At 66.8% G+C, this 26482-nt stretch carries 24 protein-coding genes; 17 read left to right on the plus strand and 7 right to left on the minus strand.

Translation table 11 applies throughout. The annotated features are described in order from the left end of the window. Nucleotides 1-54: 54 nt before the first annotated feature. The 6 genes from galT to EI73_RS03890 all read left to right on the plus strand — a co-directional run bounded on the left by galT (nt 55) and on the right by EI73_RS03890 (nt 7219). Entirely contained in the window at nt 55-1185 is a 1131-nt protein-coding gene (gene galT / locus EI73_RS03865) for a galactose-1-phosphate uridylyltransferase (protein ID WP_034384451.1), read from the plus strand. After that, nucleotides 1172-2230 carry a galactokinase gene (gene galK / locus EI73_RS03870; protein ID WP_034384453.1) on the plus strand — a complete coding sequence of 353 codons (1059 nt, stop codon included), beginning with the start codon at nt 1172-1174 and terminating at the stop codon, nt 2228-2230. The genes galT and galK overlap by 14 nt, the downstream gene beginning before the upstream one ends. 156 nt (nt 2231-2386) lie before the next feature. After that, a complete protein-coding gene (gene uvrA, locus EI73_RS03875; RefSeq protein WP_034384454.1) occupies nt 2387-5377 on the plus strand; it encodes an excinuclease ABC subunit UvrA in 2991 nt (996 codons plus the stop codon). Continuing rightward, nucleotides 5374-6000, plus strand: a complete 627-nt coding sequence (locus tag EI73_RS03880) for a hypothetical protein (protein ID WP_231557280.1) — start codon at nt 5374-5376, stop codon at nt 5998-6000. Before uvrA ends, EI73_RS03880 begins: the two co-directional genes overlap by 4 nt. Nucleotides 6001-6063: 63 nt before the next feature. Then, entirely contained in the window at nt 6064-6795 is a 732-nt protein-coding gene (locus tag EI73_RS03885) for a thioredoxin domain-containing protein (protein WP_034384456.1), read from the plus strand. After that, entirely contained in the window at nt 6782-7219 is a 438-nt protein-coding gene (locus tag EI73_RS03890; RefSeq protein WP_034384458.1) for a disulfide bond formation protein B, read from the plus strand. Before EI73_RS03885 ends, EI73_RS03890 begins: the two co-directional genes overlap by 14 nt. A gap of 63 nt (nt 7220-7282) precedes the next feature. On the opposite strand, the gene EI73_RS03895 is transcribed toward EI73_RS03890, so the two are convergent. Continuing rightward, nucleotides 7283-8083, minus strand: coding sequence for an SDR family NAD(P)-dependent oxidoreductase (locus EI73_RS03895; protein ID WP_034384461.1), 801 nt, complete (start codon nt 8081-8083; stop codon nt 7283-7285). Between the two features lie 100 nt (nt 8084-8183). On the opposite strand from EI73_RS03895, the gene EI73_RS03900 reads away from it, so the two are divergent. After that, complete coding sequence (locus EI73_RS03900; protein WP_034384462.1) at nt 8184-8855, plus strand: HAD family hydrolase; 672 nt, start codon at nt 8184-8186, stop codon at nt 8853-8855. 107 nt (nt 8856-8962) lie between these two features. Here EI73_RS03900 and EI73_RS03905 read toward each other — a convergent pair whose 3' ends face one another. Next, nucleotides 8963-9754 carry an inositol monophosphatase family protein gene (locus EI73_RS03905; protein WP_034384464.1) on the minus strand — a complete coding sequence of 264 codons (792 nt, stop codon included), beginning with the start codon at nt 9752-9754 and terminating at the stop codon, nt 8963-8965. A 157-nt stretch (nt 9755-9911) separates the two neighbouring features. Here EI73_RS03905 and purB point away from each other — a divergent pair, with 157 nt between their 5' ends. The 4 genes from purB to argC all read left to right on the plus strand — a co-directional run bounded on the left by purB (nt 9912) and on the right by argC (nt 15770). Then, the gene (gene purB, locus EI73_RS03910; RefSeq protein ID WP_034387682.1) at nt 9912-11219 is read left to right on the plus strand and encodes an adenylosuccinate lyase; all 1308 of its coding nucleotides are present in this window, start codon (nt 9912-9914) and stop codon (nt 11217-11219) included. 81 nt (nt 11220-11300) lie between these two features. After that, nucleotides 11301-12524 carry an ABC transporter substrate-binding protein gene (locus tag EI73_RS03915; RefSeq protein ID WP_034384465.1) on the plus strand — a complete coding sequence of 408 codons (1224 nt, stop codon included), beginning with the start codon at nt 11301-11303 and terminating at the stop codon, nt 12522-12524. Nucleotides 12525-12560: 36 nt separating this feature from the next. Further along, on the plus strand, nt 12561-14591 hold the full coding sequence (locus EI73_RS03920; protein ID WP_034384466.1) for a beta-N-acetylhexosaminidase: 2031 nt from the start codon (nt 12561-12563) through the stop codon (nt 14589-14591). A 129-nt stretch (nt 14592-14720) separates the two neighbouring features. Then, nucleotides 14721-15770 (plus strand): N-acetyl-gamma-glutamyl-phosphate reductase, encoded by a 1050-nt coding sequence (gene argC, locus EI73_RS03925; protein WP_081908953.1) that lies wholly within the window; start codon nt 14721-14723, stop codon nt 15768-15770. Between the two features lie 7 nt (nt 15771-15777). Here argC and EI73_RS03930 read toward each other — a convergent pair whose 3' ends face one another. Further along, nucleotides 15778-16221, minus strand: coding sequence for a response regulator (locus EI73_RS03930; protein WP_034384468.1), 444 nt, complete (start codon nt 16219-16221; stop codon nt 15778-15780). A gap of 134 nt (nt 16222-16355) precedes the next feature. Between EI73_RS03930 and EI73_RS03935 the strand changes: the two genes are divergently transcribed. The 4 genes from EI73_RS03935 to EI73_RS03950 all read left to right on the plus strand — a co-directional run bounded on the left by EI73_RS03935 (nt 16356) and on the right by EI73_RS03950 (nt 18439). Further along, on the plus strand, nt 16356-16766 hold the full coding sequence (locus EI73_RS03935) for a DinB family protein (RefSeq protein ID WP_034384469.1): 411 nt from the start codon (nt 16356-16358) through the stop codon (nt 16764-16766). A 172-nt stretch (nt 16767-16938) separates the two neighbouring features. Next, entirely contained in the window at nt 16939-17238 is a 300-nt protein-coding gene (locus EI73_RS03940; protein ID WP_034384471.1) for a GNAT family N-acetyltransferase, read from the plus strand. Nucleotides 17239-17328: 90 nt separating this feature from the next. Further along, complete coding sequence (locus EI73_RS03945; RefSeq protein WP_034384472.1) at nt 17329-18132, plus strand: [LysW]-aminoadipate kinase; 804 nt, start codon at nt 17329-17331, stop codon at nt 18130-18132. A 49-nt stretch (nt 18133-18181) separates the two neighbouring features. Further along, entirely contained in the window at nt 18182-18439 is a 258-nt protein-coding gene (locus EI73_RS03950; protein WP_034387688.1) for a hypothetical protein, read from the plus strand. Nucleotides 18440-18507: 68 nt separating this feature from the next. On the opposite strand, the gene EI73_RS03955 is transcribed toward EI73_RS03950, so the two are convergent. The 4 genes from EI73_RS03955 to EI73_RS03970 all read right to left on the minus strand — a co-directional run bounded on the left by EI73_RS03955 (nt 18508) and on the right by EI73_RS03970 (nt 24001). Next, a complete protein-coding gene (locus EI73_RS03955) occupies nt 18508-20304 on the minus strand; it encodes a carbon starvation protein A (RefSeq protein ID WP_034384474.1) in 1797 nt (598 codons plus the stop codon). 212 nt (nt 20305-20516) lie between these two features. Further along, nucleotides 20517-21758 (minus strand): S1C family serine protease, encoded by a 1242-nt coding sequence (locus tag EI73_RS03960; protein WP_034387691.1) that lies wholly within the window; start codon nt 21756-21758, stop codon nt 20517-20519. A gap of 43 nt (nt 21759-21801) precedes the next feature. Beyond that, a complete protein-coding gene (locus tag EI73_RS03965) occupies nt 21802-23475 on the minus strand; it encodes an FAD-binding dehydrogenase (RefSeq protein WP_034384476.1) in 1674 nt (557 codons plus the stop codon). Between the two features lie 139 nt (nt 23476-23614). Beyond that, on the minus strand, nt 23615-24001 hold the full coding sequence (locus EI73_RS03970; RefSeq protein ID WP_034384478.1) for a S1 RNA-binding domain-containing protein: 387 nt from the start codon (nt 23999-24001) through the stop codon (nt 23615-23617). Nucleotides 24002-24096: 95 nt separating this feature from the next. Here EI73_RS03970 and EI73_RS03975 point away from each other — a divergent pair, with 95 nt between their 5' ends. Both EI73_RS03975 and EI73_RS03980 read left to right on the plus strand, forming a co-directional pair. Beyond that, on the plus strand, nt 24097-24702 hold the full coding sequence (locus EI73_RS03975) for a septum site-determining protein MinC (protein WP_034384479.1): 606 nt from the start codon (nt 24097-24099) through the stop codon (nt 24700-24702). Between the two features lie 144 nt (nt 24703-24846). Further along, complete coding sequence (locus EI73_RS03980) at nt 24847-26451, plus strand: alpha-amylase family glycosyl hydrolase (RefSeq protein ID WP_034387693.1); 1605 nt, start codon at nt 24847-24849, stop codon at nt 26449-26451. The last annotated feature ends 31 nt before the right edge of the window (nt 26452-26482 follow it).

Here is a 26482-nt window from a genome sequence, read left to right on the forward strand (position 1 = left end):
CCCGCGCCCGGCCCAGCAGGCATGATGATGGGCAGAGCAACTTCCGGAGCGTATATGCCTGATCCTTCCGAGCATCTTTCCACCGGCTACGCCGCAGACTTCACCAAACCCGACGGGCGGGCCCTCACGCTGTACGGCCTGCGGCCGGTTGAGGTCACGTCGGAGATTCCCAGCCCAGAGGCCCAACCCCTCGACGCCCGTCCGGTGCTGCGCTGGCACCCCCTGCGCGCCGAATGGGTGATGTACGCCGCGCACCGCCTGGGCCGCACCTTTCTCCCGCCCCCCGAGTACAACCCGCTCGCGCCCACGCACGACCCCCAGCACCCCACCGAGCTGCCGCGCGGCGAGTACGACATCGCGGTGTTCGAAAACCGCTTTCCCAGCCTGACGCTGACGGCGCCCGTGCCGCCCCCCGTTTCCGGCACGATCAGCCGCGCCGGCATCGGGAGGTGCGAGGTGGTGGTCTTTAGCCAGGACGCGCGGGGCCGCCTGGCGGACCTGAGTGACGCGCAGATGCACCTTCTCATCGACGTGTGGGCCGACCGCACCGCCCGGCTCGCGGCCACCGGCGTGATTCGGAGCGTGCTGTGCTTCGAAAACCGCGGGGTGGAGGTTGGCGTGACGCTGCATCATCCACACGGGCAGATCTACGCCTACGACCACGTTCCACCCGTGCAGGCCCGCATGCTTGCCGCAGCCCAGCAGCACCAAGCGGAGACAGGCCGCCCCTGGCTGGCCGACTTCGTGGAGAGCGAACGTTCCGCGGGGCTGCGGGTGCTGCGGGACGAGGCCCTGGCCCTGAGCGTGGTGCCGCCCTTTGCCCGCTATACCTACGAAACCTGGGTGCTGCCTGCTCGCCCGGTCAGCCTGCTCGCAGACCTCAGCGGGGAGGAACGGGCCGCCTTCGCCCGGGTGCTCAAGGACGCGCTGCTGCGCCAAGACGCTCTGTTTGGTGTGCGGATGCCGTACCTGCTCACCCTGCATCAGGCACCGGTGGGCGGCGAACCTCACCCCGAATTTCCGCTGCATCTCGAGATCTACCCGTACCTGCGCGCACCGGGCCGGATGAAGTACCTCGCCGGAACCGAACAGGGCGCCGGAGAGTTCGCCAACGACAAGTTCCCGGAGGCGGCCGCCGCCGAACTCCGGACCGTGAATCTGGAGGCCGCCCGTGAAGAGCGCTGAGCAGAGCTTCGAGACCGTCTTCGGCCACGCGCCGGAGGCGACCGCGTCCGCCCCAGGCCGGGTCAACCTGCTGGGTGAACACACCGACTACCAGGGTGGGCTGGTGCTGCCCACGGCCATTCCCCAGCAGACCACCGCCACGCTGGCACGCAACGGCACCGGGGAACACCGGGTCTACAGCGCCGACCTTGACGAGCAGGCGAGCTTCCCGGTGGGCGAGAATGCCCCGAGCGGCTTCGCGCGGTACGTGGCGGGCGCGCTGGCGCTGGGCGGCGCGCGGGAGGGCCTGGACGTGTTCGTCACAAGCGACGTGCCGATGGGCGCGGGCTTATCGAGCAGCGCGGCCCTGGAGGTGGCCACCCTGCGGGCTCTGCGCGCGCTGGGGGTGCTGCACGCCGACGACGAGCAGATTGCCCTCTTGGCGCAGCGGGTCGAACACGAGTTCGTGGGCGTGCAGTCAGGAATCATGGACCAGATGGCGAGCAGCTTCGCGGACCCGGCCCATATGCTGTTTCTGGACACCCGCAGCCTGGAGCGCCGCACCCTGCCCCTTCCAGCGGGGGCGGAGGTGCTTGTGATCGACTCGGGTGTGCCGCGCAAGCTGGCCGAGTCTGGGTACAACGAGCGCCGTGCCCAGGTGGAGGAAGCCGCCCGGCGGCTAGGCGTGCACGAACTGCGGGACGTGACGGACCCGGCGGCGGTGGAGGCGCTGCCCTCACCGCTGCGCGAGCGAGCGCGACACGTGGTGACCGAGAACAAGCGGGTACAGGAAGCCGTGCAGCCCGGCGTGACGGCACAGCGGTTCGGCGAGCTGATGAACGCTTCGCACACCAGCCTGCGCGACGACTACGCGGTCTCTCATCCCAGGGTGGACGAGTTGGTGAGCCTGCTGCAGGCCCATCCAGACGTGTTTGGCGCTCGGGTGACCGGCGCGGGCTTCGGCGGAGCCGTGGTGGCGCTTGTGCGGGAGGGACAGGCCAGGGCCGTCGCGGCTGCTACGCTCGCCCGGTACAGCGGGCCGGGCCGCCGAGTGGTGCCGGGATAGCTCGCCCAAAGTGTTCCGCAGCAGGCCCCGTGGGTGTTAGAATGCTCCGTTTCTGGGCGAAGGGCAAGCCTGCCCTTACGCACTTGGCGTAACATCTCGCGGCGGTCAGCGCGGCTCTTCGGGCGCTGTGACTGCCACCTCCAAGGAGCATCTGTCTTGCAGAACCTGATTGTACGCGGGGCGCGGGAACACAACCTCAAAAACGTCACGGTCGAGCTGCCGCGCAACCGGTTTGTGGTGATTACCGGCGTGTCGGGGAGCGGCAAGAGCACCCTGGCCTTTGACACCATCTATGCCGAGGGGCAGCGGCGCTACGTCGAGTCCCTCAGCGCCTACGCCCGGCAGTTCCTGGGCCTGATGGAAAAGCCGGACGTGGAGGCCATCGAGGGCCTGTCGCCCGCCATCTCCATCGATCAGAAGACGACCAGCCATAACCCGAGAAGTACGGTGGGCACCGTCACTGAGATTCACGACTACCTGCGGCTTCTGTATGCCCGCGTGGGCACGCCGTACTGCCCGATCTGTGGGCGCAAGATCGAGCGGCAGTCGCCCAGCGAGATCACAGGCCGGCTGCTGGCGCAGTTCGCCGACGCGCGGGCGATTCTGCTTGCGCCCGTCGTGCGTGGGCGCAAGGGCGAATACCGCAAACTCTTCGGGGAACTGCGGCGGGAGGGCTTTGCGCGCGTACGGGTAGACGGCACCCTCTACGAGCTGGAGGAGGCCGAGAAGCTCAAGCTGGAGAAGTTCGAAAAGCACGACGTGGATGTTGTGATCGACCGCGTGACCCTGCGCGAGTCTGACCGCACCCGCATCGCGGAGAGCGTAGAACTGGGCCTGCGGCGGGGTGAGGGCCTCTTGAGGGTGCTGATGCCGGACTCGGGCGGAGAAGAACTGTACTCGGAGAAGTTCGCCTGCCCCGAGCACGGCAGCGTGTTGGAGGAGTTGGAGCCGCGTTCCTTCTCCTTTAACAGCCCCTACGGCGCCTGCCCCGACTGCGCGGGCCTGGGCCACAAGCAGGAGTTCGCGCCGGAACTGGTGGTGGACGAGAAACTCAGCATCGCGGAGGGGGCAATCCTGCCCTGGACCAAGAAGGGAACGGGCGCGGGCGTGGCCTACTGGGACAAGCTCAAGGCGCTCGCAGAGCACCTGGGGTTCGACCTGAAAACGACCTGGCGCGACCTGCCGGAAGAGGTCAAAAAGGCCGTGCTGTACGGGCCAGGCGAGCCCTTTGAGGTGATCTACCGCCGGGGCGGCAAGGAAACGATGCGCTTCATGACCGAGTTTGAGGGCGTCATCCCCAACCTCGAGCGGCGCTACGCGGACACGGAATCCGACTTCATGCGCGAAAAGCTGGAGGAACTGATGGAACTTCGGCCCTGCCCCACCTGCGGCGGCACGCGCTACAAGCCGGAGATTCTCGCGGTGCGGGTGGGCGGCCTCAACATCGCCCAGGCGAGCGGGATGAGCGTGCTGGAGGCGGACGCCTTTTTCCGGGAACTTCAGGAAGGCACGCTCGACCACGCCACCACCGCGGGGCACCTGCACAAACACCTGGGCGGCACCGCGCGGGCACACCCACCAAGGCACTACGAGTACGGCCTGAACGCCTTTGGCTCGGCGGTCGCGGCCCCCATCTTCCGGGCCATCCGCACTCGGCTGAAGTTCTTGGTGGACGTGGGGCTGGATTACCTCAGCCTGGACCGCAGCGCAAACACCCTCTCGGGCGGGGAGGCGCAGCGCATTCGCCTCGCCACGCAGGTGGGTTCGGGCCTGACGGGCGTGCTGTATGTGCTCGACGAGCCCTCCATCGGGCTGCACCCCAAGGACAACGGGCGGCTGATCGGCACGCTCAAGAACCTGCGAGACCTCGGGAATACCCTGCTTGTCGTCGAGCACGACGAGGAAACCATGCTGGAGGCCGACTACCTGGTCGACATGGGGCCGGGCGCGGGGGTGCACGGCGGCGAGGTGGTGGCGGTTGGGACGCCGGAGCAGGTCAAGGAGAACCCGGCGAGCCTGACGGGACGGTACCTGCGCGGCGAGCTGAACATCGAGGTGCCGCAGGTGAGGCGGCGCGGAAATGGCCGGAAGCTCAAGGTGTTCGGGGCCCGCGAGCACAACCTCAAGGACGTCGACATCGAGATTCCACTGGGCACCATGACGGTCGTGACCGGGCCGAGCGGGTCGGGCAAGTCGACGCTGATCCACGGCATCCTGCACGCGACCCTCGCCCGTGAGCTGAATGGGGCGAAGACCAACCCGGGACGCTTTGACCGCATCGAGGGCATGGAGTACCTCGACAAGGTGATCGAGATCGACCAAAGCCCCATCGGCCGTACGCCGCGCTCCAATCCGGCCACGTATACCGGAGTGTTCACCGAGATCCGTGACCTCTTTACCCGCACGCCGGAAGCGCGGCGGCGCGGCTACCAGGCGGGGCGGTTTTCCTTCAACGTCAAGGGCGGGCGCTGCGAGCACTGCAAGGGCGACGGCGTGATGAAGATCGAGATGAACTTCCTGCCGGACATCTACGTGCCCTGCGAGGTGTGTAAGGGGGCTCGGTACAACCGCGAGACGCTGGAAGTTCGGTACAACGGCAAAAACATCAGCGAAGTGCTGGAGATGACGGTGGAGGACGCCCGGACCTTTTTTGAGAATATCCCCGCCATCGAGCGCAAGATGGGGCTGCTGTGTGACGTGGGGCTGGGGTATATGAAAATCGGGCAACCCTCCACCACGCTCTCGGGCGGCGAGGCGCAGCGCATCAAGCTGGCTTCCGAACTCAGCAAGCGGGCGACCGGCAAGACGATCTACATTCTCGACGAGCCCACAACGGGACTGCACTTCGAGGACGTGCGGAAACTGTTGGAGGTGCTGGGGCGGTTGGTCGAGGGCGGCAACACCCTGGTGATCATCGAGCATAATCTCGATGTGATGAAGTGCGCCGACCACATCATCGACTTGGGGCCGGAAGGCGGGATGCGGGGCGGCACAGTTGTCGCGACCGGCACGCCCGAGCAGCTTGCCGCCCACCCCACGAGCCACACCGGTGAATACCTGCGGCGGGTGCCGGGCATCGTCCCCGCCGGCAGCGAACCGGCGGCCCCCGAGCGCAAAGCCCGAACCAAAAAGGCGGTGGGCGCGTGACCCATGCGGCCTCCTCCCGCCCAGCAGAGCACGCCTCACCCCTTTGGACGCTGTTGCGGCTGCTGGGCGGCTGGGCGGTGCTTGGCCTGCTGGCCTATCTGCTGTGGACGCTGCCCGAGTGGCGTCCGCTGCTCTTTGCCTGGGTGCTGCTGAGCGTCCTGGCTGACGAGTTCGGTGGGTGGTTCGGGTATACCGCGGCGCTTCTGGGAGGGCTGCCCTTTTTCGCAGCTGGGGGCGGGGCGGCGGAGTGGACGGTGATTGTGCCGCTGGTGGGCGGGGCGCTGCTGGCGCTGCTGCTGGTCAAGCATTCGGGGGGAGCCTTTGTGTTGCCCTTTGCCGCCGCGATGTTCGCGCTGCCGCTGCTGGCCCTGGCCCGCTTCGGGACCAAGCTCGACCCGGGCTTGACGTTGCCTGCGAACGCGGCTTTTCAGCGCACGGCCCTGACCGCGATGCTGGTGGGCGTCGCATTCAGCTTCGTGCGGCAGCTGAGCGGGGTGGCGTGGCGGTACCGCGCCCGCAGACGCGCAGCTCGGGCCGCTGCGGTGGCCACGCCGGAACACCAGGCGAACGAGACACCTCCTGCCCAGCCGCGGGCCCAGAAGACGTCCGGCCCTCAGCCCTGAACCTTTTCCCTTCCGGGTCATTCGCCCGCCCCCTGTTCTGAGAGGGGCGTTACACTTGGAGGCGTGACCAGACTTCAGGGAAGCAACCAGAACCGTACGGTGCTGGTGATCGGCACCCTTATCGCCGCGGTGCTGATCGCCCTTGCCATTTTCGCCGTGCGGGGCCAAAGCAGCGGGGCTGCGGGCACAGATCAGACCGTCACCTTTGATCTGGCCTCGCTGCCCTACGCCGGGCAGGAAGATGCGCCCGTCAGCGTGGTGATCGTCGAAGATTTCAAGTGCCCGGTCTGCAAGCGCTTTGAAGAAGAGATCGCGCCGGAGCTGTCGACGAAGTACGTCGACAGCGGCAAGGCGAAGGTGTACTCGCTCGTCTGGCCATTCCTGGCCGAGACGGTAGGGCTCAGCGTGGATGACAGCAAATTGGCCGCCCAGGCGGCGAGGTGTGTGTATGCCCAGGGGGGCAACAGCGCCTTCAACGCCTTCAAGGCCATCCTGTTCCGGGCGCAGGGTGACGAGCGCACCGTGTGGGCCACCAAGGAACGCCTCAAGGAACTGGCGACCAACGTCGAGGGCCTGAACCAGGCGAGGTTCGCCACCTGCCTCGACAACGACGAGACCGCCGCACAGGTGGAGGCCGGCGAGCAGCAGGCCGAGCGTGCCGGTGTGAACCACACCCCCACGGTGTACGTGAACGGCAAAGAGGTCCGGGACGCGTCTGGAAACAGCAGCTACGCGCTGGCGGACATCAGCGCCGCCATCGACGCGGCTCTTCAGGAGGCCGATGACCCGCGATAACCGCCTGTACCTGGCCTGGGTGGTCGCTCTGGTCGCCACCCTGGGCAGCCTGTACTTCAGCGAGGCGCGCGGCTTTCGCCCCTGCGTCCTGTGTTGGTACCAGCGCGTCATGATGTACCCGCTGGCCATCATCCTGGGGGGAGCAGCTCTGCGGGGTGACCTGGCCGTGCGGAGCTACGTTCTGCCGCTGGCCGGGATCGGCTGGCTGGTGGCCCTGTACCAGAACCTCGAAACCTGGGGCCTTGTGCCCACGCTGCGGGCCTGCACCGTCGACCCCGCCAGTTCCTGCGGCATTCCCTGGCCCATCTGGGGAACCGGGAGCCTCGCGCCGCTCAACACGGTCATCACCATTCCTGTCCTGAGCATGGTCGCGTTCACGCTGATCATCGGGCTGCTGAGCTGGCGTCGGGAACGGCCGATGTAGGGAACAGCAAGACCAGCGGCCGCCAGCGTTGGCGGTCCTGTTGGCTGAATGCTGACCGCTTCCCTACACCGGTCTTCCGGCCATCATAAAACTCGCCGTCATGCCGCCGTCTACGGGCACGATCGCACCCGTCACAAAACTGGCTTCCGGGCTGCCCAGAAAGTAGACCGCCTGCGCGACCTCGCGGGGCTCGCCCAGGCGGCGCAGGGCGTGGAGGTCCTCGTAGTCGCGGCGGGTCTGGTCCGGGTTTTGGCTCTCCGCGATCGCCGTCAAGACCGCCTCGGTGGCGATGGCACCCGGCGCGACGGCATTGACGCGGATGCCGCGCGGGGCAAGGTCAAGGGCCATCGCACGGGTGAGGTTCACAAGGCCGCCCTTGCTCGCGTTGTAGGCCACGTTGCCCTGCTCGGCGAACAGGCCCTGCACACTGGCGATATTGACCACGGCGCCGCCCGGCGGGATCAGCTCGACCAGGGCGCGAGTCAGCAGCAGCGGCGCGGTGAGGTTGACGGCCAGCGTTCGGCTCCAACCGCGTTCGCTGACCTCCAGCACCCCACCGCGTGCGTCCTGGTAGGCGGCGTTATTCACCAGAACGCTCACACCGCCCAGGTCGCGTGCGGCCCGCAGGATACGCTCGCGACCAGCGGCGGAACTCACATCGGCCTTGACCCGCCCCTGCCCGGGCAGGACGGGCGGAAGGTTCTGGTCCACGCTGAGCACCGCATGGCCGCGCTCGGCATAGAGCTCGGCGATCGCCCGCCCGATGCCGCGGGCCGCACCCGTCACCACGACGACGCCGGGCGGGGCTGTACCGGCAGTGCTGTTCGGCCCGCGAGCCGCCTGGCCTCTGGTCTTGCGCGTCATACTTTAGTGTGCGCTGGATGAGCCCTCTCGCTGCGCCCCATAAAGGCCTGCTCAAGGCCCAGGCAGGGGGCATCGGCTCCCTGGCCGCTACCCTGGAGCGGTGATTGCGGAAGAACTGCTCAGCCCTGATCGTCTGCGTGGCGTGCTTCTCGACGTGGACGGCACGCTTGTCGACTCGAATGATGCCCACGCCTATGCCTGGCTGGAGGCGCTGCGTGAGGAGGGCTTCACCCGCACCTTTGAGGAGGTGCGCCCCCTGATCGGCATGGGGGGTGACCAGCTTGTTCCCCGGCTCACCGGTGAAGACGGTGAGAGTGAGCGAGGAAAACGCCTGACCCGCGGTTGGCTGAACCACTTCAAGCCCAGGATCCCGCAGTTGCAGGCCACACGAGGAGCCCGCGCCCTGGTGGAAGGCTTACAGGCACGCGGCCTGCGGGTGGTCCTGGCGACGAGCGGCGAGGCGGACATCGTGGATGGGCTGCTGAAGCGGGCCCACCTCGAGGACCTGAACCTCGACCGCGTGAGCAGCAGCGAGGTGGAGAGCAGCAAGCCGGCCCCCGACCTGATTCAGGCAGGCCTGAAGAAACTGGGCCTGCCTGCCGAAGCGGCCTTGATGGTCGGTGACACGCCCTACGATGCCGAGGCCGCGCGCAAGGCCGGGGTACCCTATGTCCTGCTGCGCTGCGGCGGCAACACGGGGCTAGAGGAACACGGGCCGACGCTGGACGACCCGCAGGCGCTGCTGGAGGCGCTTGAAAAGGCCTCTGCCTAACCCCGTTCTCGCGCGGCTCACGCAGAAGCCCAAAGCCAAGCGCGACGCACAGGCCTACCACTCCTCACGCCCAAGCGGAAAGACGATGGACGCGAGGCCACCCAGATTCAGCCGTGCTCCTCCCGCAGGAGAGCCAGCAGTTCGGGGTGTAGGGGGCCATTCGTCGCAACGATCATCTCGGCGTAGGGGTCAGGGCGGCCCCATGCGTCCGTGACGGTGCCGCCCGCCTCCTCCACGATCAGGCTGCCCGCAGCGCTGTCCCAGGGCTTGAGGCCGATCTCCCAGTAGGCGTCCATCCGTCCGCAGGCGACGTTGCAGAGGTCGAGCGCGGCAGCCCCAGGACGGCGGATGGGCACACCCCGCTGCAAGAGTCGCTGCACCAGCGCGAGGTTTCGCCCACCACTCTTGTCATAGGGGAAGCCGGTGGACACCAGGGCGGGGGTGGTGAGGGAGGGCACTGCACTCACACGGATGGGTTCCCCGTTGAGAAAGGCACCCCCACCACGCGTAGCCGTGAAGAGTTCCTGACGGCTGGGGTCGAACACCGCACCGACCACCCGCTGGGCCTCCACCTCCAGGGCGACCGAGGCGCCGTAGACCGGAAAGCCGTGCGCGTAGTTCACGGTGCCGTCCAAGGGGTCCACAATCCAGCGGCAAGGGGTGTCGGCGGGGCCGCTCCCCAGGCCCTCCTCCTCGCCCAGAATCGCGTGGTCGGGAAAGGCGCGGGCGATCACCTCGCGGATGGCGGCCTCCGCGAGCGCGTCCACCTCGGTCACGAGGTCACTGAAGGTGGACTTGCGGCGAACCTGAAGAACCTTGCCCACATACGCGAGGTGAATCGCCCCGGCGGTCCGGGCGGCTTCCACCGCCACGCTCAGGGCCTGCTGAACGTCAAGCATAGGGGGAGTGTAGAGCGGCCTAGGCTTCAGAGGGCGTCCTGCCTGGCCCGCACCTCTGCCGCTGCCCGCTCGTCGTCCGCGAGGCCTTCGACCAAGCCGAGCTGGTGAATCCCCCTCACGCGCCTCTATGTTTGCCCCGGGTGGTAGGCTGCCCGCCGTGATCGACCGTTACCTGACCCCCGAGATGAAGGCGCTGTGGAGCGAGGCCAGCCGGTACCGCGCGTGGCTCAAGGTAGAACTGGCCGCGCTGGAGGCGCAGTCGCGCCACGGCGAGGTGCCCCGCACCGCCTTTGACGTCCTGGCCGAACGGGCCGCCGCCGACCCCCTTGACGATGCCTTCGCCCATAGGGTCGCCCAGATCGAGGCCGTCACCCGGCACGACATCGTCGCCTTTACCCGCGCGCTCACCGAACGCTACGGTGAAGAGGCGCGTTTCATCCACCACGGCCTGACGAGTACGGATGTGGTGGACACCGCCCAGAACCTGCTCCTCGATGAGGCCCTGAAGATCATTCAGGAGGACGTGCGGACGTTGCGCGAGGTCTGCCGTGCTCAGGCGGTGGCCCACAAGCACACGCCCACCGTGGGCCGCACCCACGGCATCCACGCCGAGCCGATGACCTTTGGCCTGAAGTTCCTGAACTGGATGGCGACCCTGGACCGCGACCTAGAGCGCCTGCACGCTGCCCGCGAACGCGTCCGGGTGGTGATGTTGTCCGGCTCGGTGGGCACCTATGCGCACGTCTCCCCCCGCATTGAGGAGGAGGTGGCCGCCGCCTGGGGCTGGCAACCCGCGCCCGTCACCAACCAGACGCTCGCGCGCGACCGGCACGCGGAGGTGCTTTCTGCCCTCGCCATCCTGGGCACGACGCTGGAAAGAATCGCGGTGGAAATCCGCCACCTCCAGCGCAGCGAGGTGCGCGAGGCGATGGAGCCCTTCGGAAAGGGGCAGACGGGCAGCTCCTCCATGCCGCACAAGAAAAACCCCATCCTGACCGAAAATGTGACGGGGTTGAGCCGGCTGCTGCGCGGTTTTCTGGTGACGGGCCTGGAGAATGTGGCGCTGTGGCACGAGCGCGACATCAGCCATTCCAGCGCCGAGCGGGTGATCCTGCCCGACGCCACGAGTGCGGCGAGCTACGCCACACGCCGCCTCACGGGCGTGCTGCGTGACCTCGTGGTTTTTCCCGAACGAATGCTGCGCAACCTCAACGACCTCGGCGGCCTGGTCTTTAGCCAGCGCGTCCTGCACGCCTTGATCGACGAAAAAGGCATGAGCCGCGAACAGGCCTATGACCTCGTGCAGCGCCATGCCCTGAGGAGTTGGGAGACAGGCGAAGGTCTGCGCGACCTGCTACGAGCAGACCCAGAAAATCCCCTCAGCGAGGCAGAACTGGACGCGGCGTTCGACCTGCGCTGGTACCTGCGCCACGTGGACGACATCTACGCTCGGTTCGGGCTGTAAAGGCCGGTCAGGTTCTCAGCCAATACCGCGACCGACACGCTACAGTTTGCCCACACTTCAACCTCGCCTCAAGGAGTTCCCATGAAGAAATTCCTCCTGACTGCCGCCCTGCTGTCCCTCGGCAGCGCCTCTGCCCAGAAGACGCAGCTGGAGTTTTGGACGATAGCGCTCGCGCCCCTCTTTAACGACGAGATGAACCGCCTGGTCGCGCAGTTCGAGAAGGAAAACCCAAACGTGGAGCTGAAGTGGGTGGACGTGCCCGCGTCCGCCATCGAACAGAAGCTGCTTGCCGCGATTGCGGCGGGCCGCCCGCCCGCTGCCGTGAACCTCTCAAGCGACATGGTCGTGAAGATGGTCGACCAGGGGGCGCTTGAACCCCTGAGCCTCAGCGCCGCCCAGAAAAAGCTGTACTTCGCTTCTCCTTTGAACACCTTCACCTTTGACGGCAAGGTGATGGGCCTGCCGTGGTACTGGGCCCCCAAGGTCGTGGCGTACAACACCGAGATCTTCCGCCGGGCGGGCTTGGATCCCAACAATCCTCCGCGCACCATTCAGACCCTGATCGCGGCGGCCAAGCAGATCAAGGACAAAACCGGCCTGTACGGCTTCATGCCCAACATCAACAACATCAACATGCTGTTCCTGTTCCAGGAGGCGGGCCTCCCCGTCCTGAAGAACGGCAAGGCCGTCTTTAACAGCCCCGAGCACGTGAAGCTGCTGCAGACCTACGTAGACCTCTACCAGAAGGGCTACATTCCTGAAGACACCATGCGCCGGGGCTTTGTCGCGGCGACGGAACTCTATTCCGCGGGAAAGCTGGGCATGCTGATCACCGGTCCGCAGTTCATCCTGCGCGTCGCGAACGACAACAAGGCGATCTACGACGTGACCAAGGTCGCGCCCTACCCCATCAACATCGCCGGAAACGTGATCCACACGCCGCTGATGGGCTTTACGGTGCCCAAGGGAGTGCGGGACAAGGCGCTGGCACAAAAACTCGTCCTCTTTCTCACCAACGACGCCAATCAGCTCCAGTTCAGCAAGGTCACCAAGACGACCTTCCCCAGCACGGTCAAGGCCAGCACCGACAAGTTCTTCAAGCAGGGCGGGCAAAACGCGATTGACCAGGGGAAACTTGTCAGCTCCACCGAGCTCAAAAAGGCCAAGGACCTGACGCTCGTCTACCCCGACGCCAGCCGGCTGAACAAGGTCTTCAAGGACAACATCGAGGCGGCGATGGCCGGGCAAAAGAGCGCCAAGCAGGCGCTGGACGACATCGTCAAGGCGTGGAACGCGAGCCTGTAAAGGGAGCATAGGCTCCCTCTCCCCACGAGGTCCCCCATGCGCCTACCTCTCCTCCTCTCTGCCGCCTTCCTCCTCTCCCCCGCCCTCGCCACGCCCCTTGCCGTGACGCCCATTCCCGATGCGCGAGTCAGTGCCCCACGCGCCGACCTCGTGCCCCAGCCTCAGAAGGCGGCGTTCCCGGCGGGCGTGCTGCCGCTGTCCGGGCTGGGCGTCCAGCTCACCGGGAGTGTTCCCGAGCTGGGCTGGGCCGCCCGGGATCTGCGCGAGGAGTGGCAGACGCGGCTGGGCGCGAAGTTGCCGGACGGGGGCAAGACGCCCATCGTGATCGGCACGCGAGCCGACGCCGAGCTGGCCGCGAAGGCGAGGGCGGCGGGCCTATATACCGAAACGCCGGAGGGCTACGCCCTGTGGGTGGACGGCACGGGCGCCTACGTGATGGGCGCGGACGCCAGGGGCGCGTACTACGGCGCGCAGACACTGCGCCAACTGCTCACGCCGGGGGGCCTGCGCTTCGCCCGCATTCAGGATGCCCCGGCCCTGCGGCAACGGGTGGCGATGCTGTACCTCGACTCGAACAGCCAACCGGTCAATGACCGCCTGATCCCGCTCCTGGCGCAGCTCAAGTACAACGCCGTGTTGGTGATGAGCAACTACGTGCAGTGGGACGCGGCGCGGGCGGGCGGCTGGGCCCACCCCGGCGGCGCGACGAAGGCGGAGGCGGCGCGGGTGGCAAAACTCGCGCGCGAGCACGGGTTGGAGGTCATCCCGCTGATCGAGACGCTGGGCCACGTGGGCTGGATGTTTGGTGGCGGCAAGAACCGCGACCTGATGCAGGACCCCGACTCGCAAAACCCCTATGCCTACGACACACTGAACCCCCAGACGTACGAGCGCGTGATCTTCCCGGTGCTGCGCGAGGCGGTAGAGGTCTTCCAACCCAAGGTGATCCATATCGGACACGACGAGGTGAGGAACCGCGACCGCTTCCCCGCGCGGGAGAACGGAAAAGCGGTGGGCTTCGAGAAGCTCTTCGTGGACGACACGCTCAAGCTCTATGCCTTCCTGCGGGCACGGAACGTCGGGACGATGATCTGGCATGACGTGGCCTTTAGTGACGCGCTGATCGGCAGCCTGCCCGCCAAACTCCCCAAGGACATTCAGGTCGCGTACTGGAACTACACGGCGGACACGGAGACGAACACCCTGAGCCGCATTCGGGCGCTGGGCTTCCCAGTGCTGGGGGCGTCCGGGTTCAAGGCGGGCAATCCGGAGGGCCTCGCGCGGACGGCCCTGAAGTCGGGCGCTGTGGGCATGATCCAGACGCGCTGGAGCGGGTACTTCGGCAATCCCAGCGTATGGGACGGTATGGCCGAGCAGGGCGTGGCGCTGGTACGCGGGGGGGCGAGCTTCTGGAACCCGGCGGGGAAGGCCGTGACGAACGCGGACGCCGTCTACCGTGATCTCTACGCACCGGGGGCCTACGGGCAGACGGCGGGCAGCCTGGTCAACCTCGCGCCGCTGGTGACGCGCAAACTCACCGACAACGATGAGAAGGGCTGGATTCAGAAGGGACCGGACACCGACCTGCGCAACCTCCCCGCCGGGAAGAACGTGCGGATCGGCGCGTACCGTTTCGACGTGAGCGGCGCGGTGATGCTGCGCGGAAACCGGGCCGCAGTGCGCGACCTGCCCGAGCGCGTGACGGTGGAACTGGGCCGCAAGGCCAGCGCACTCGCGCTGCTCCTCACCACCGGCTGGCCGGGCAACCACCGCGAGGCCGTAGGCCGCCTGGAGGTCCGGTACGCGGACGGGAGCCTCCTCAATGTCCCGCTGGAGTACGGGCGGCACCTGCGCGCCTGGACCGAAACCGCCGCGAACGCCGAGAACCTCAGCATGATTCCCGCGCCCGGCTGGGTCGGCCAGACGCGCGAAGGGCTAGACGTGAACGTGCCCGTCCTGGAGTGGGCGAACCCCAAACCCGGCGTGGTGATTCAGAGTGTCTCGCTGGTCAGCGAGGGCAAGGGCGCGAACCCGACCCTGATTGGCCTGACCTTGATCGGAGGGTGACTCTAGCACCATGCGCAAGCCATCCTGCCCCGGGTCTTCGTCTGCCACACCATAAGTCAATCCCTCCAAGTCTTATCAAATGTAAACTTCTACGACCCCACTCCTACAATTTGTGATGTACTGGACCACATGACTGGTTCTGACCGACTTTCCGTCGCCATTGTGGGCGGCTCCGGGTACGCGGGCGGGGAGTTCCTGCGGCTGGCACTGGGGCACCCTTACCTGAACGTGACCCAGGTGACCAGCGAGCGCAGCGCCGGGCAACCGGTGTCGCTCGTTCACCCCAACCTCCGGGGCCGCACAGGGTTGAAGTTCCGGCGGTCGGCGGAGCTGGAGGAGGCCGATATCCTGGTGCTGGCCCTGCCACACGGAAGCGCCGCCAAGCGCTTGGCCGAGTTCGAGGGCAAGGCGCGCGTGATCGTGGACCTGTCCGCCGACTTCCGCCTCAAGGACCCCGAGGTGTACCGCGCCACCTACGGCGAGGACCATCCCGCGCCGGAAAAGCTGAACGACTGGGTGTACGGCAATCCCGAACTGCACCGCGAGGAGCTGCGTGGCGCCACTCGCATTGCCTGCGCGGGCTGCTTCGCGACGAGCGTGATCCTGCCCCTTTACCCGCTGCTCAAGCTCGGGGTGCTGCTGCCCAAGGACATCATCGCCACCGGGCTGGTCGGGTCGAGCGCGGCGGGGGCGAGTCCCACCGAGGCCAGCCACCACCCGGAGCGGGCTGGCAGCCTGCGGGTCTACAAGCCTGTCGGTCACCGCCATACGGCGGAGGCGCAGCAGGAGCTGCCGGGCCGCTTTCCCCTGCATCTCACGGCGATCAGCACCCCGCGGGTGCGGGGCATCCTCACGACCATCCAGGCCTGGATTCCCGACGGCTACAGTGACCGCGACGTGTGGGCTGCCTACCGCGAGGTGTACGCCCAGGAACCCTTTATCCGTATCGTCAAGGTCGCGCGGGGGGTCCACCGCTATCCCGACCCCATGCTCCTTGACGGCACCAACTACTGTGACCTCGGCTTTGAAATGGACCTGGATACCGGCCGCGTGGTGCTCATCAGCGCGATTGACAACCTCGTCAAGGGGACGGCGGGGCATGCCCTGCAGTGCCTGAACATCGCGCACGGCTGGCCGGAAACCTGTGGGCTGGAGTTCGCGGGGCTTCACCCGGCCTGAACGCCACTCAGGGGGGCGGCAGGCGCACCACGCTCAACATGTAGCGGCCCAGAGAGTGCACCGCCTGATAGAAGTGCTCGAAATCTATGGGCTTGACCACGTAACTCGCGGCATGGGCCTGGTAGGAGCGCAGGATGTCCTCGTCAGCCTGGCTGGTGGTCAGAACAATCACCGGGATGGTCATGAGCTGCGGGTCGCGCTTGAGTTCGGCAAGCACCTCCAGACCGTTCATGCGCGGCATATTGATATCCAAGAGAATGACGTCTGGACGCGGCGCGTCCTCGTATCCTTCTTGACGGCGCAAAAACGCCAGCGCCTCGACGCCGTCGCGAACGACATGGAGCTTGTTGGTCAGGCCCGCAGCGGCAAACGCTTCCTCGGTCAGAATGATGTCGGGTTCACTGTCCTCGACAAGCAGAATTTCGATCGGCGTGGGATTGGACATCATCATGGGCAAGCTCCCGTCGTGCTGCCTGCAGTGTCGCGCAGTGACGTGGCGGATGCGTCTTGCGCGGCTTCACACGGCGGCAACGGTCCCTTGAATCTCTCTTGGCCGTTTTCACGGGGGCCGTTAGGCTGGGCCCCATGAACATCCTGCAATCGGCCCTGGGGGGCGGCGCGATTTTTCCTGCTCCTGAAACGTTGCTGGACGGCCTCACCTTTGAGCGGGCGGCCCGAACAGTGCCGAATGTGCCCTATACGCTCGCGGAGCTGCTCGCCCACCTCGCAGTGACGCAGCGGGCCAGCCTCGACCTGGCCTCGGGCAGGACAGAAACCTGGCCGGAAGAGCTGGATATCTGGCCGGGCGTGGTGAATGCGGCGGCCTTTGACGCCCTCTTGACCGACCTGCGCCTGGGTCTGGCCGAGGCGCGTGCCCTGGCCGAACAGCCTTCCCCCCGCGCGCGGGACGTGCTGACCGACCTCGCGGCCCACAGCGCCTACCACTGGGGCCAGGTGGCCCTGCTGCGCCGCGTGCTGGGTGAGTGGCCGCAGTGAGGGCCCCCATCCTGTGCGGGTAAGGGAGCGCGGTGCCCCAGAGCCCACCGGCGAGGAACACACCCGCGAGGGCGCGCTTCCCGGAGGTCTGGTGACCGGGGCCGACGGGGGCGCTCGCTGCCACTCTCTTAAGAGATGCACCGTACCGAACAGCCGGGCTCTACCCTGAGGCATGAACCAAAACGTACGGGTTACCAACAATGAGGCTGAGCGCCGCTACGAGATCGCGCTGAACGGACAGCGGGTGGGACTCGCCGAGTACCAGCCGGAAGGCGACACCCTCATCTTGACGCATACTGAGGTTGCGGAGGGCCACGAGGGCGAGGGTCTAGCCTCGCAACTGGTCCAAGCCGCGCTCGATGACGCCCGTGCGCGGGGGCTGCGGGTGGTGCCCGTCTGCCGCTTCGTCGCGGCCTATATCCAGAGACATCCGGAGTACGCTGACCTGGTCCGCGAGGAAGAACTGGGCTGATCACGTCCAACCTCAACGGCTGCGACCGATTTAATCTTAACGCATGTAAAGCATTTGTGCGTTTAAGTTGGCGCGTGCTACCTTCAGCCCATGATTGTCGTGAAGGTGGGCGGAAGCGCCGGAATTGACTACGACGCGGTTTGTGCCGACCTCGCCGCGCTGTGGCAGGAGGGGCAGCGGTTCGTCCTCGTGCACGGGGGCAGCGGCGAGACGAACCGGGTGGCCGAGGCGCTGGGTCACCCGCCGCGCTTCGTGACCAGCCCGAGCGGGTACACGTCGCGCTTCACCGACCGCAAGACGCTGGAGATCTTTGAGATGGTGTACTGCGGCAAGGTGAACAAGGGACTGGTCGAGCGTTTTCAACGCCTGGGCGTGAACGCGGTCGGCCTATCCGGGCTGGACGGGCGCATCTTCGAGGGCAAACACAAGGACAGTGTGCGTGTGGTCGAGAACGGCAAGGTCAAGGTGCTGCGCGGTGACCATACCGGCACCGTCGAGCGGGTGAATGTGGACCTGGTGAAGCTGTTGTTGGGCGCGGGCTACCTCCCTGTCCTGACGCCCCCCGCCGCGAGCTACGAGGGCGTGGCGATCAATGTGGACGGGGACCGCGCCGCCGCCGCCCTGGCCGTCGCCTTGGGGGCCGACGCGCTGCTGCTGCTCTCCAACGTGCCCGGTCTGCTGCGGAATTACCCCGACGAGGGGAGCCTCATTCCCAGCATTCCTGCCCACGACGTGGAACGCTACCTGGACGTGGCCCAAGACCGCATGAAAAAGAAGGTGCTGGGGGCCGCCGAGGCCGTGCAAGGCGGCGTTAAGCGCGTCATCTTCGGAGACGCCCGCGCGGGGAAGCCGGTCAGCGCGGCGCTTGGTGGCGCGGGAACTGTGGTGAGCTAAAAAGGGGCACTCTCCCGGCTCGGCCCCTTTGCTCTATCCTCCCCACCGGATGACGCCCGCCGAGCTGCTTTCCTTCCTGACCAAGCGCGGCGGGCGCGAGTTCGCCGTGACCGTCTGTACCCAGCAGGGCCGCAGAACCGGCGTGTACCACCTGACGGCACGCGGGGAGGACGTGCAGGTCACCGGTCCCAGTCGGCAGACACGCCTGCTCTCCCCAGCTACGTTTCTCGAGGTGTTCGGAGGGTACGAGTTCTGTGACGTGCAGCCGACGGGCGTGCTGACGGACCTGGGGCCGCTGTTCGGCTAGCGGCGAAGCAAGCAAGAGCGGCCCCACCGGGACACCGGGAACACCGGAGAGACCGCCCAGGGAGCGGATCAGTCGGCCGCACTGGGAGCGAGCGTCATCTGGGGCCGGCGGAGGGTCTTCCACCAGTCGTGCATGGCGATCAGGAGGATGACAGCCCCCAGCACGAGCATGGTGATGGAGAGGACCGCGTTGAGGACGCTGTGCCCGGCACCCGGCGCGAGGTACACGTTGCGGATCATCCACACGCCCGCCACGTTCACGGTCACGTACAGGTACGCGAGCGGCAGCAGGCAGGTCAGCATGTACCAGCGCTTGGCCCGCTGGTGCAGCCGCAGGATGACGGTCGCGCCGATGATCAGGCCGATCGAGGCCATCAGCTGGTTGCTCACGCCAAAGAGGGCCCAGATCGAGGAAATGTTGCCGCTGTACAGCAGAAAGCCCCAGAAAAAGCAGGCGAGAACGCTGGCAAAGATCACGCCCGGCAGCCAGTCGAGCCGCTTGAGGGGCCGGTACACGTCCCCGAAGAAGTCCTGAATGAGGTAACGGGCCACCCGCGTGCCCGCGTCGATGGCGGTCAGGATGAACACCGCCTCGAACATGATGATGAACTGGAAGAAGTACGCCGCGAGGTGCTGGAAGAAGGGGACGTTCTTGAAGATGTACGTCATGCCCGCCGCAAGGCTGATGGCGCCGCCCGTGCGGCCTGCGAGGTCCAGGCCGACCTCCTGGCTGAGCTGCGGCAGGGCCTGCACGGTCATGCCAAGCTGCTGAAACTTCTCCGGCGTGGCGTTGATGGCGAAGTAGTCGGCGGGGTGCAGGCTGGTGGCAGCGATCAGGGCGAGCACGGCGACCATGCACTCGACGAGCATGGCCCCGAAGGCGACCGGCTTCACGTCGCTCCAGCGGTCGAGCATCTTGGGCGTGGTGCCCGCGCTGATAAAGGCATGGAAGCCACTGATGGCCCCGCACGCGATGGTGATGCTCACAAAGGGCCACACCGGCCCGGCGATCACCGGCCCCCCGCCATGAATAAACTCGGTGAAGGCCGGGAACTGAAGGGCGGGGTGAACGAGGAACACGCCCGCGATCAGCGCGATAAACACGCCGATCTTCATGAAGCTGCTGAGGTAGTCACGGGGCGCGAGCAGCAGCCACACGGGCAGCGCCGAGGCGAAGAAAGCATAGACCGGCAGGATGATGGCCAGCGTCTGACGGTCGAGGGTGAGGGCCTGCCCCAAGGGGGTGTCTTTGAGGGATGGCCCCACCAGGATCGCCGCCAACATCAGCAGCAGGCCCAGGGCGCTGGCGAGCTTCAGGTTTCCGGTCTGCTTGATGAGCACGCCCACCAGGAGCGCGATGGGAATGGTGGCTCCCACCGTAAAGGTGCTCCAGGGGTTGCGTTCCAGCGCGTGCAGCACCACCATCGAGAGCCCCGCCATGGTGATGGTGATGATAAAGAGCATGGCGAGCCCCGTGCAGAAGCCCGCCACCGGACCGAGTTTGCGTTTGGCGATCTCGGAGAGGCTTTCGCCTCGTTGCCGCATGCTGGCAAACAGCACCACGGTGTCGTGAACAGCGCCGCCGATCACCGCGCCGATCAGCAGCCACACCAACCCCGGCAGGTAGCCAAACTGCGCGGCCAGCACTGGTCCTACCAGCGGTCCGGCCGCCGCGATGGCCGCAAAGTGGTGGCCGAAGGTCACCCAGCGGCTGGTAGGAACGTAGTCTTTGCCGTCCTCCAGGGCATGGGCGGGCGTCGGCTCCTGCGGCATTCCCAGCACCTTCGCCGTCAGAAAGGTGCCGTACAGCCGGTAGGCGATGGCCAGAATGCAGGCAGCAGCGATCACAATGGTGACGGAATTCAAGTTGACTGGCCTCCTTTTGTCCCCCTCCGGCCACGTCCGTGGGTGGACGGCGCGCAGAGGGACGGCTTTTCCCAGCGGGAGCAGGGCGAACTATACTCCAGATTCCAGTCCTAACAAGCAGCCGGTCGGATGGGCTGGACACTCGCGCGCGCGCTCCTGCACAAGCCAGCGGCCGGGCGCCGACAAGGGGCACCCGGCTGCTGACCGGCCTTCTACTGCTGGTTGTTGGGAAGCGTGAACGCCTGAAGGTTGACCGTCACCTCACGGGTCTGTCCGCCTCGCTCCACGGTGAGGCGCAGGGTTTCCCCGATCTGCTTGCCGATCACCGCGCGGGGCAGCTCGTTCGCGTCGGTGACCGGCTGCCCGTCCACCGCCGTGATGATGTCGCCCCCGGTGACGAGTCCGGTTTCCGGGTCGCGAACGGTGCCGCCCCGGAGGCCGGCGCGTGCGGCCGGGCTTCCCAGATAGACCTGCTGCACCAGGAGGCCCGTCGCGGGAAGGTGCAGCTTCTGGCGTTGGTCCTGGGGAAGAGCACTCAGATCCGCAAACTGAATCCCCAGGGTGGGCGTCTTGACCTCCCCGCCCCGCTGCAACTGCGGCAGCAGGCGCTTGACGGTGTTGATGGGAATGGCGAAGCCGACGCCCGCACTCTGGCCGATACCACCGGTGAGAATCTGGGTGTTCACGCCGATGACCTGACCGGCGCTATTGAGGAGAGGACCGCCGCTGTTACCAGGGTTGATCGCCGCGTCCGTTTGGATCACGTTCTGATAGACCCCCTTGGCCCCAACCGGCACCTCACGTTCCAGGCTGCTGATAATGCCTTCCGACACACTGAAGTCCAGCCCAAAGGGCGCACCCATCGCAATCGCCTTGAGGCCCACGTCAAGCTGTGAAGAGTCGCCCAGCGGGATGGGCTCGATCGCGTCGCGGGGAAGCCCCTCGGCGCGGATCAGGGCCAGATCGAAGTCAGGGGCGCGGCCGATCACCCGGGCTTTGTACGTCTGCTTGTTGCCGTGCAGGCGAATGGTGATCTCGCTGGCACCCTCGACCACGTGGTTATTGGTGAGGATGTCCCCCTGGGCATTCACGAAAAACCCGCTGCCGGTGCCCTGCTGCACCTCGCCCGAGCCGTCGTCGGGGAGGGTGAACCCAAACTGTTCCTGAAGCTGTCGCCGCAGCTGCGCCTGAGGACTGTTCTCGGCGCTCTCGGTGACGCTGATGTACACGAGGCCACCTTCGCGGGCCTTGACGACCTGAACGGTATTTGCCTCCGACTCGGTGCGAGCACGTCCCGAATCAAAAGCCGGGGAGGCGGCAGGGGTGGCAGGGGTCGTCGCCACGGGCGGCGTACTCGTCACCTGCGCGCTCGACCGCTCCGACACCTCGAAACCCACAAACGTGCCCAGCGCAAGCGCACCACCAAGGGCCAGCAAAGAGAGGTTCCTCTTCATGGGCGCAGTGTGGCGCAGCTCGGTTACGCGGCGGTTAAAACAATCAAAGTGCCGCGGCAATCGCGCGTCCCGCCACCCGTCCACTGAAGAGGCAGCCACCCAGGAAGGTGCCCTCCAGCGCTCGGTACCCGTGCATTCCGCCGCCCCCGAAGCCCGCCACCTCTCCCGCCGCGTACAGGCCGGAAAACACTTCGCTGCCGGGGCGCAGGACACGGCCCTGGAGATCTGTTTCTAGCCCACCGAGCGACTTGCGGGTGAGGAGATTGAGCCGCACGGCGATCAGGGGCCCCCCCGCGGGATCCAGGATGGGCGCGGGCTTGGCCACCCGGATGAGGCGCTCACTCAGGAACTGGCGCGCCCCCCGAGCGATGGCGAGCTGCGCGTCCTTTCCTGCAACATTCGAGGTCTGAAGGTCACGGTCGCGGACCTCCCGTTCGACCGTGCGGTAGTCCACGAGCTCCTGGCCGGTCAGCGCGTTCATGCCGCTGACCAGGTCGCGCAAATTGTCCCGCACGACAAAATCGGCCCCGTGGTCCATAAACGCCTGCACGGGGGCCTGCACGGCCTTGCCGGCACGCCTGAGGGTCAGCCGCAGGTTTTTGCCGGTCAGATCGGGGTTTTGCTCGCTGCCCGACAGGGCGAACTCACGCTTGATCATCGCGCGGTTGAGCAGGAACCAGGTGTGGGGGTAGCCGTGGGTGGTGATGTGCTGCAAGGTATCCAGGGAGCTGCCGCCGGGAATGTGTGGAAAGGGCAACCGCCGCCCGGTGGGGTCAAGCCACAGGCTGCTCGGCCCCGGCAGGATACGAATGCCGTGGTTGGGCCAGATGGGGTTCCAGTTGCGCAGGCCCTCGGTGTAGTGCCACATGCGGTCTGGGTTGATGAGGTTCGCCCCGGCCGCCCACACCTGCTGTTGCAGCAGGCCGTCCACATGCTTCGGGACGCCCGACACCATTTCAGCAGGCGGGGGGCCCAGCCGCTCCGCCGGCCAGTAGCGGCGCACCAGGTCATGATTCCCGCCGATGCCACCCGAGGTCACCAGCACAGCCCCGGCATGAAGCGAGAAGTCACCCACCACAACGCGCGAACTCGCCTCGCCGCGGGCCACCTCAGACGGTTCGAGAATGTCCCCGTAGACGCCATGAACCGCTCCGCCCGTGATGTTCAGCCCGCGCACGCGGTGCCGAAACCGCAACTGTACGCGCCCCGCCGCCGCATGCTCGCGCACCCGCCGCACAAAGGGCTCCAGCACCCCCGGTCCCGTTCCCCAGGTGATGTGAAAGCGCGGCACGCTGTTGCCGGGAAGTCCGGCTCCCGCCCCACCGCGCTCGGCCCAGCCCACCGCGGGAAACCAGCGCAGCCCCAGGCGGTGCAGCCAGGCACGCTTTTCGCCAGCGGCGAAGTCCAGGTACGCTTCTGCCCACTTCCGGGGCCAGTGGTCCTCCGGGCGGTCAAAGCAAGCCGCCGTGCTCCAGTCGCGTCCAGCGAGCTCACGAGAGTCGCGGATCCCCAGGCGACGCTGTTCAGGGCTATCCACAAAGAACAGGCCGCCAAAGGACCAGTAGGCCTGCCCGCCCAGATTCTGCTCGCCCTCTTGGTCAAGAAGCAGCACCCGCTTGCCCGCGTCCGCCAGCTCTGCGGTCGCCACAAGCCCCGCCAAACCGGCCCCCACGACGATCACATCCGCCTCCGGGCGGCTTTGTTTGAGGTTGGACATGGGGGTACAGTACGGGAAAAAGACAGGCCACAACAAAGAGCCCCACCTAGGGGGGCAGGGCTCTGGGCTCAGCGTTGCGGGCAACCCTCGCCAGCCCGTTCAGCACGGCGAGAGTGGGGCGGACCTCCCCGGAAATGCCTTACTTCTTGCGCTTCGTGCTGGCGGGGCCCTTCTTGCCGCTACCGCCGCCTGTTCGCTCCTTGGCGTCCCGCATAAAAGAACGCAGCTTGGCCTCAAACTGAGGGCTCTGGCGGCCTATGGCTCGGGGGCGCGGCAACTCCTCGGGTTCGTCCAGCAACTCCTTGATGGAAAGGTCGAGGCGGCCCCGCTCGTCGCGGCCCAGCACTTTGACTTCCACCGTCTCGCCCTCGCGGACGTGGTCGTGGATGTTCCGCACGAAGGAGTGCGCGATCTGCGAGATGTGAACCAGGCCGGTCTCGCCGTTCTCAAACTGGATAAACGCACCGAAGTCGGTCACGCGCGTCACGCGGCCAGTGACGACCGCGCCGGGATCAAGCTGCACCAAGGGTGCCCTCCTGAATCTGCATAAGTCACATTCTATACCACGGTCCGGCCCCTGCACACTCATGAGATCACCAAGCGTCCGCTAAGATGACGAGGATGAAGCTTCGCGGGACGCTCGGCGGCATGAATCTCCTTCTCGAACCGGGCGACACCGCCGAGAGTGTGGCGCAGGCCCTGGCGGCTCGCACCGAACTGCTCCACGCCAGCGTCACGCTGGAGGTGCAGGGCGACGCGGACCCCGCCGCGCTGGAAGCGGCCCTCGCGGCGGTGCGAGCCGCAGGCGGCACACCCGGGCGGATTCGTGCCCCGCGCGTCACGGTGACCGGCCCAGCGGCAGGAGGCGAGGAGGGCAGCGCCCGCACGGTGATTCTCCCGCACGGTGTACGCGCGGGCTTTCGGGGCGAGTACCGGGGCAGCGTGGTGATTCTGGGGGACGTGAACCCCGGCGCAGAAGTCGTTGCGGGGGGCGACGTGATCGTGATGGGCGCGCTGCGCGGCGTCGTCCATGCGGGCTACGGCGGGAATGCCGATGCCATCGTTTGGGCGCGGCCTATTGCGAGCACTCAGATTCGCATCGGGGACGCCGTGGCCCGCGCCCCCGAAGGCAGCAGCCTCAGCACCATGCGGAAGCTGGAGGGGCCACACGAGGCGGAACTCGCTCGTCTCCAGAGCGGCATCATTGTGATCGAGCCGCACCGGTAAGCCGGGGGCGGCCCAGAGCGAGCGCCCGACCAAACAAGACGCGCAAGCCCCTCCTTGAGGGTGGGGGCAAGCAGCGTTCAGCCGGGCCACCGACCGGCGACTGAATCGTTTCAGATGGCCCCTTTTCCTGCTACGCTTCTGGGCATGACCCAGTCCCTGAGCGGTGAGCTGAAGTGGTGGCAACGCGGGATCATCTACCAGATCTACCCCCGGTCCTTTCAGGACGCCTCCGGCGACGGCGTGGGTGACCTGCGGGGCATCCTGGCGCGGCTGCCGTACGTGGCCTCGCTGGGGGTGGAGGCGGTGTGGCTTTCCCCCATCTTTACCAGTCCTATGCGCGACTTCGGGTACGACGTGGCGGATTACTGCGATATCGATCCGCTCTTCGGAACCCTCTCCGACTTTGACGCGCTGGTTGCCGAGGCGCACCGGCTGGGGCTGAAGGTGATGCTCGACTACGTGCCCAACCACACGTCCTCGGATCACCCCTGGTTTCAGGAGGCCAGACAGGGCAAAGACAGCCCGAAACGTGACTGGTACGTGTGGCGCGATCCAGCGCCGGACGGCGGGCCGCCCAACAACTGGAAGTCACACTTCGGTGGCCCGGCCTGGACACTCGACGAGAAAAGCGGCCAGTATTACCTCCACCAGTTCCTGCCGGGGCAGCCGGACCTGAACTGGCGTCACCCCGAGGTACGCGCCGCGATGGCGGAGGTGCTGCGCTTCTGGATGCGCCGGGGGGTCGACGGCTTTCGGGTGGACGTGATCTGGCTGCTTGCCGAAGACGCCGAGTTCCGCGACGAGCCCCCCAACCCCGACTGGCGCCCCGGTCAGATCGAGCACGCGCAGCTCCTGCATCTCTATACCCAAGACCAGCCGGAGACGTTCACCTACATCCGCGAGCTGCGGCAGGTGCTGGACGAGTTCGAAGACCGCATGATGGTCGGCGAGATCTACCTGCCGGTCGAGCGGCTCCTCCCCTACGCGGGCACACAGGACGCGCCGCTGGTGCACCTGCCTTTTAACTTCCACCTCATTCTGATGCCCTGGGACGCGGGCGAGATCCGCACCTTTGCCGATGCCTACGACGCCGCGTGCCGGGCGGTGCACACCTGGCCCAACTGGGTGCTGGGGAATCATGACCAGCCGCGTTTCAAGACCCGCGTGGGCGCCGCCCAGTACCGGGTGGCCCAGACCCTGCTGCTCACCCTGCGCGGCACGCCGACCGTCTACTACGGGGATGAGATCGGCATGGAAAATGTCCCGATTCCCTTTGAAAAGATGGTGGACCCGGCGGGGCTCCAGCAGCCTGACGTGCCCGCCGCCAGCCGCGACCCCGAGCGCACGCCGATGCAGTGGGACAGCAGCGAAGGCGCAGGCTTCACCCTGCCGGGCGTGACTCCGTGGCTGCCCCTCGCGGCGGATGCCGACCGCGTGAATGTGCAGGTGCAGGAGGGTGATCCGCACAGCGACCTGAACTACTTCCGCGCCCTGACGCGGCTGCGGCGCGACCACCCGGCCCTGGTCGGCGGCGACTACCGCTCGCTGGAGGCGGGGCACCCGGATGTGTTTGCCTTTGAGCGCACGCTGGGGAACGAGCGGCTCACCGTGCTGCTCAACTTCAGCGGGGAGACGCGGGACGTGGGCGACGTGGCCGCGGGCGAAACCCTACTCAGCAGCCGAAACGATCTTCCGGTAAGCGGCCTCCCCCTGCGCCCCCATGAGGCGCGAATCGTGCGGGCACCGTAGCCGTCAGCTCGGCTCGGGGAAATCCCTGCGC

The sequence above is a fragment of the Deinococcus sp. YIM 77859 genome, assembly GCF_000745175.1.
Lineage (GTDB): Bacteria > Deinococcota > Deinococci > Deinococcales > Deinococcaceae > Deinococcus.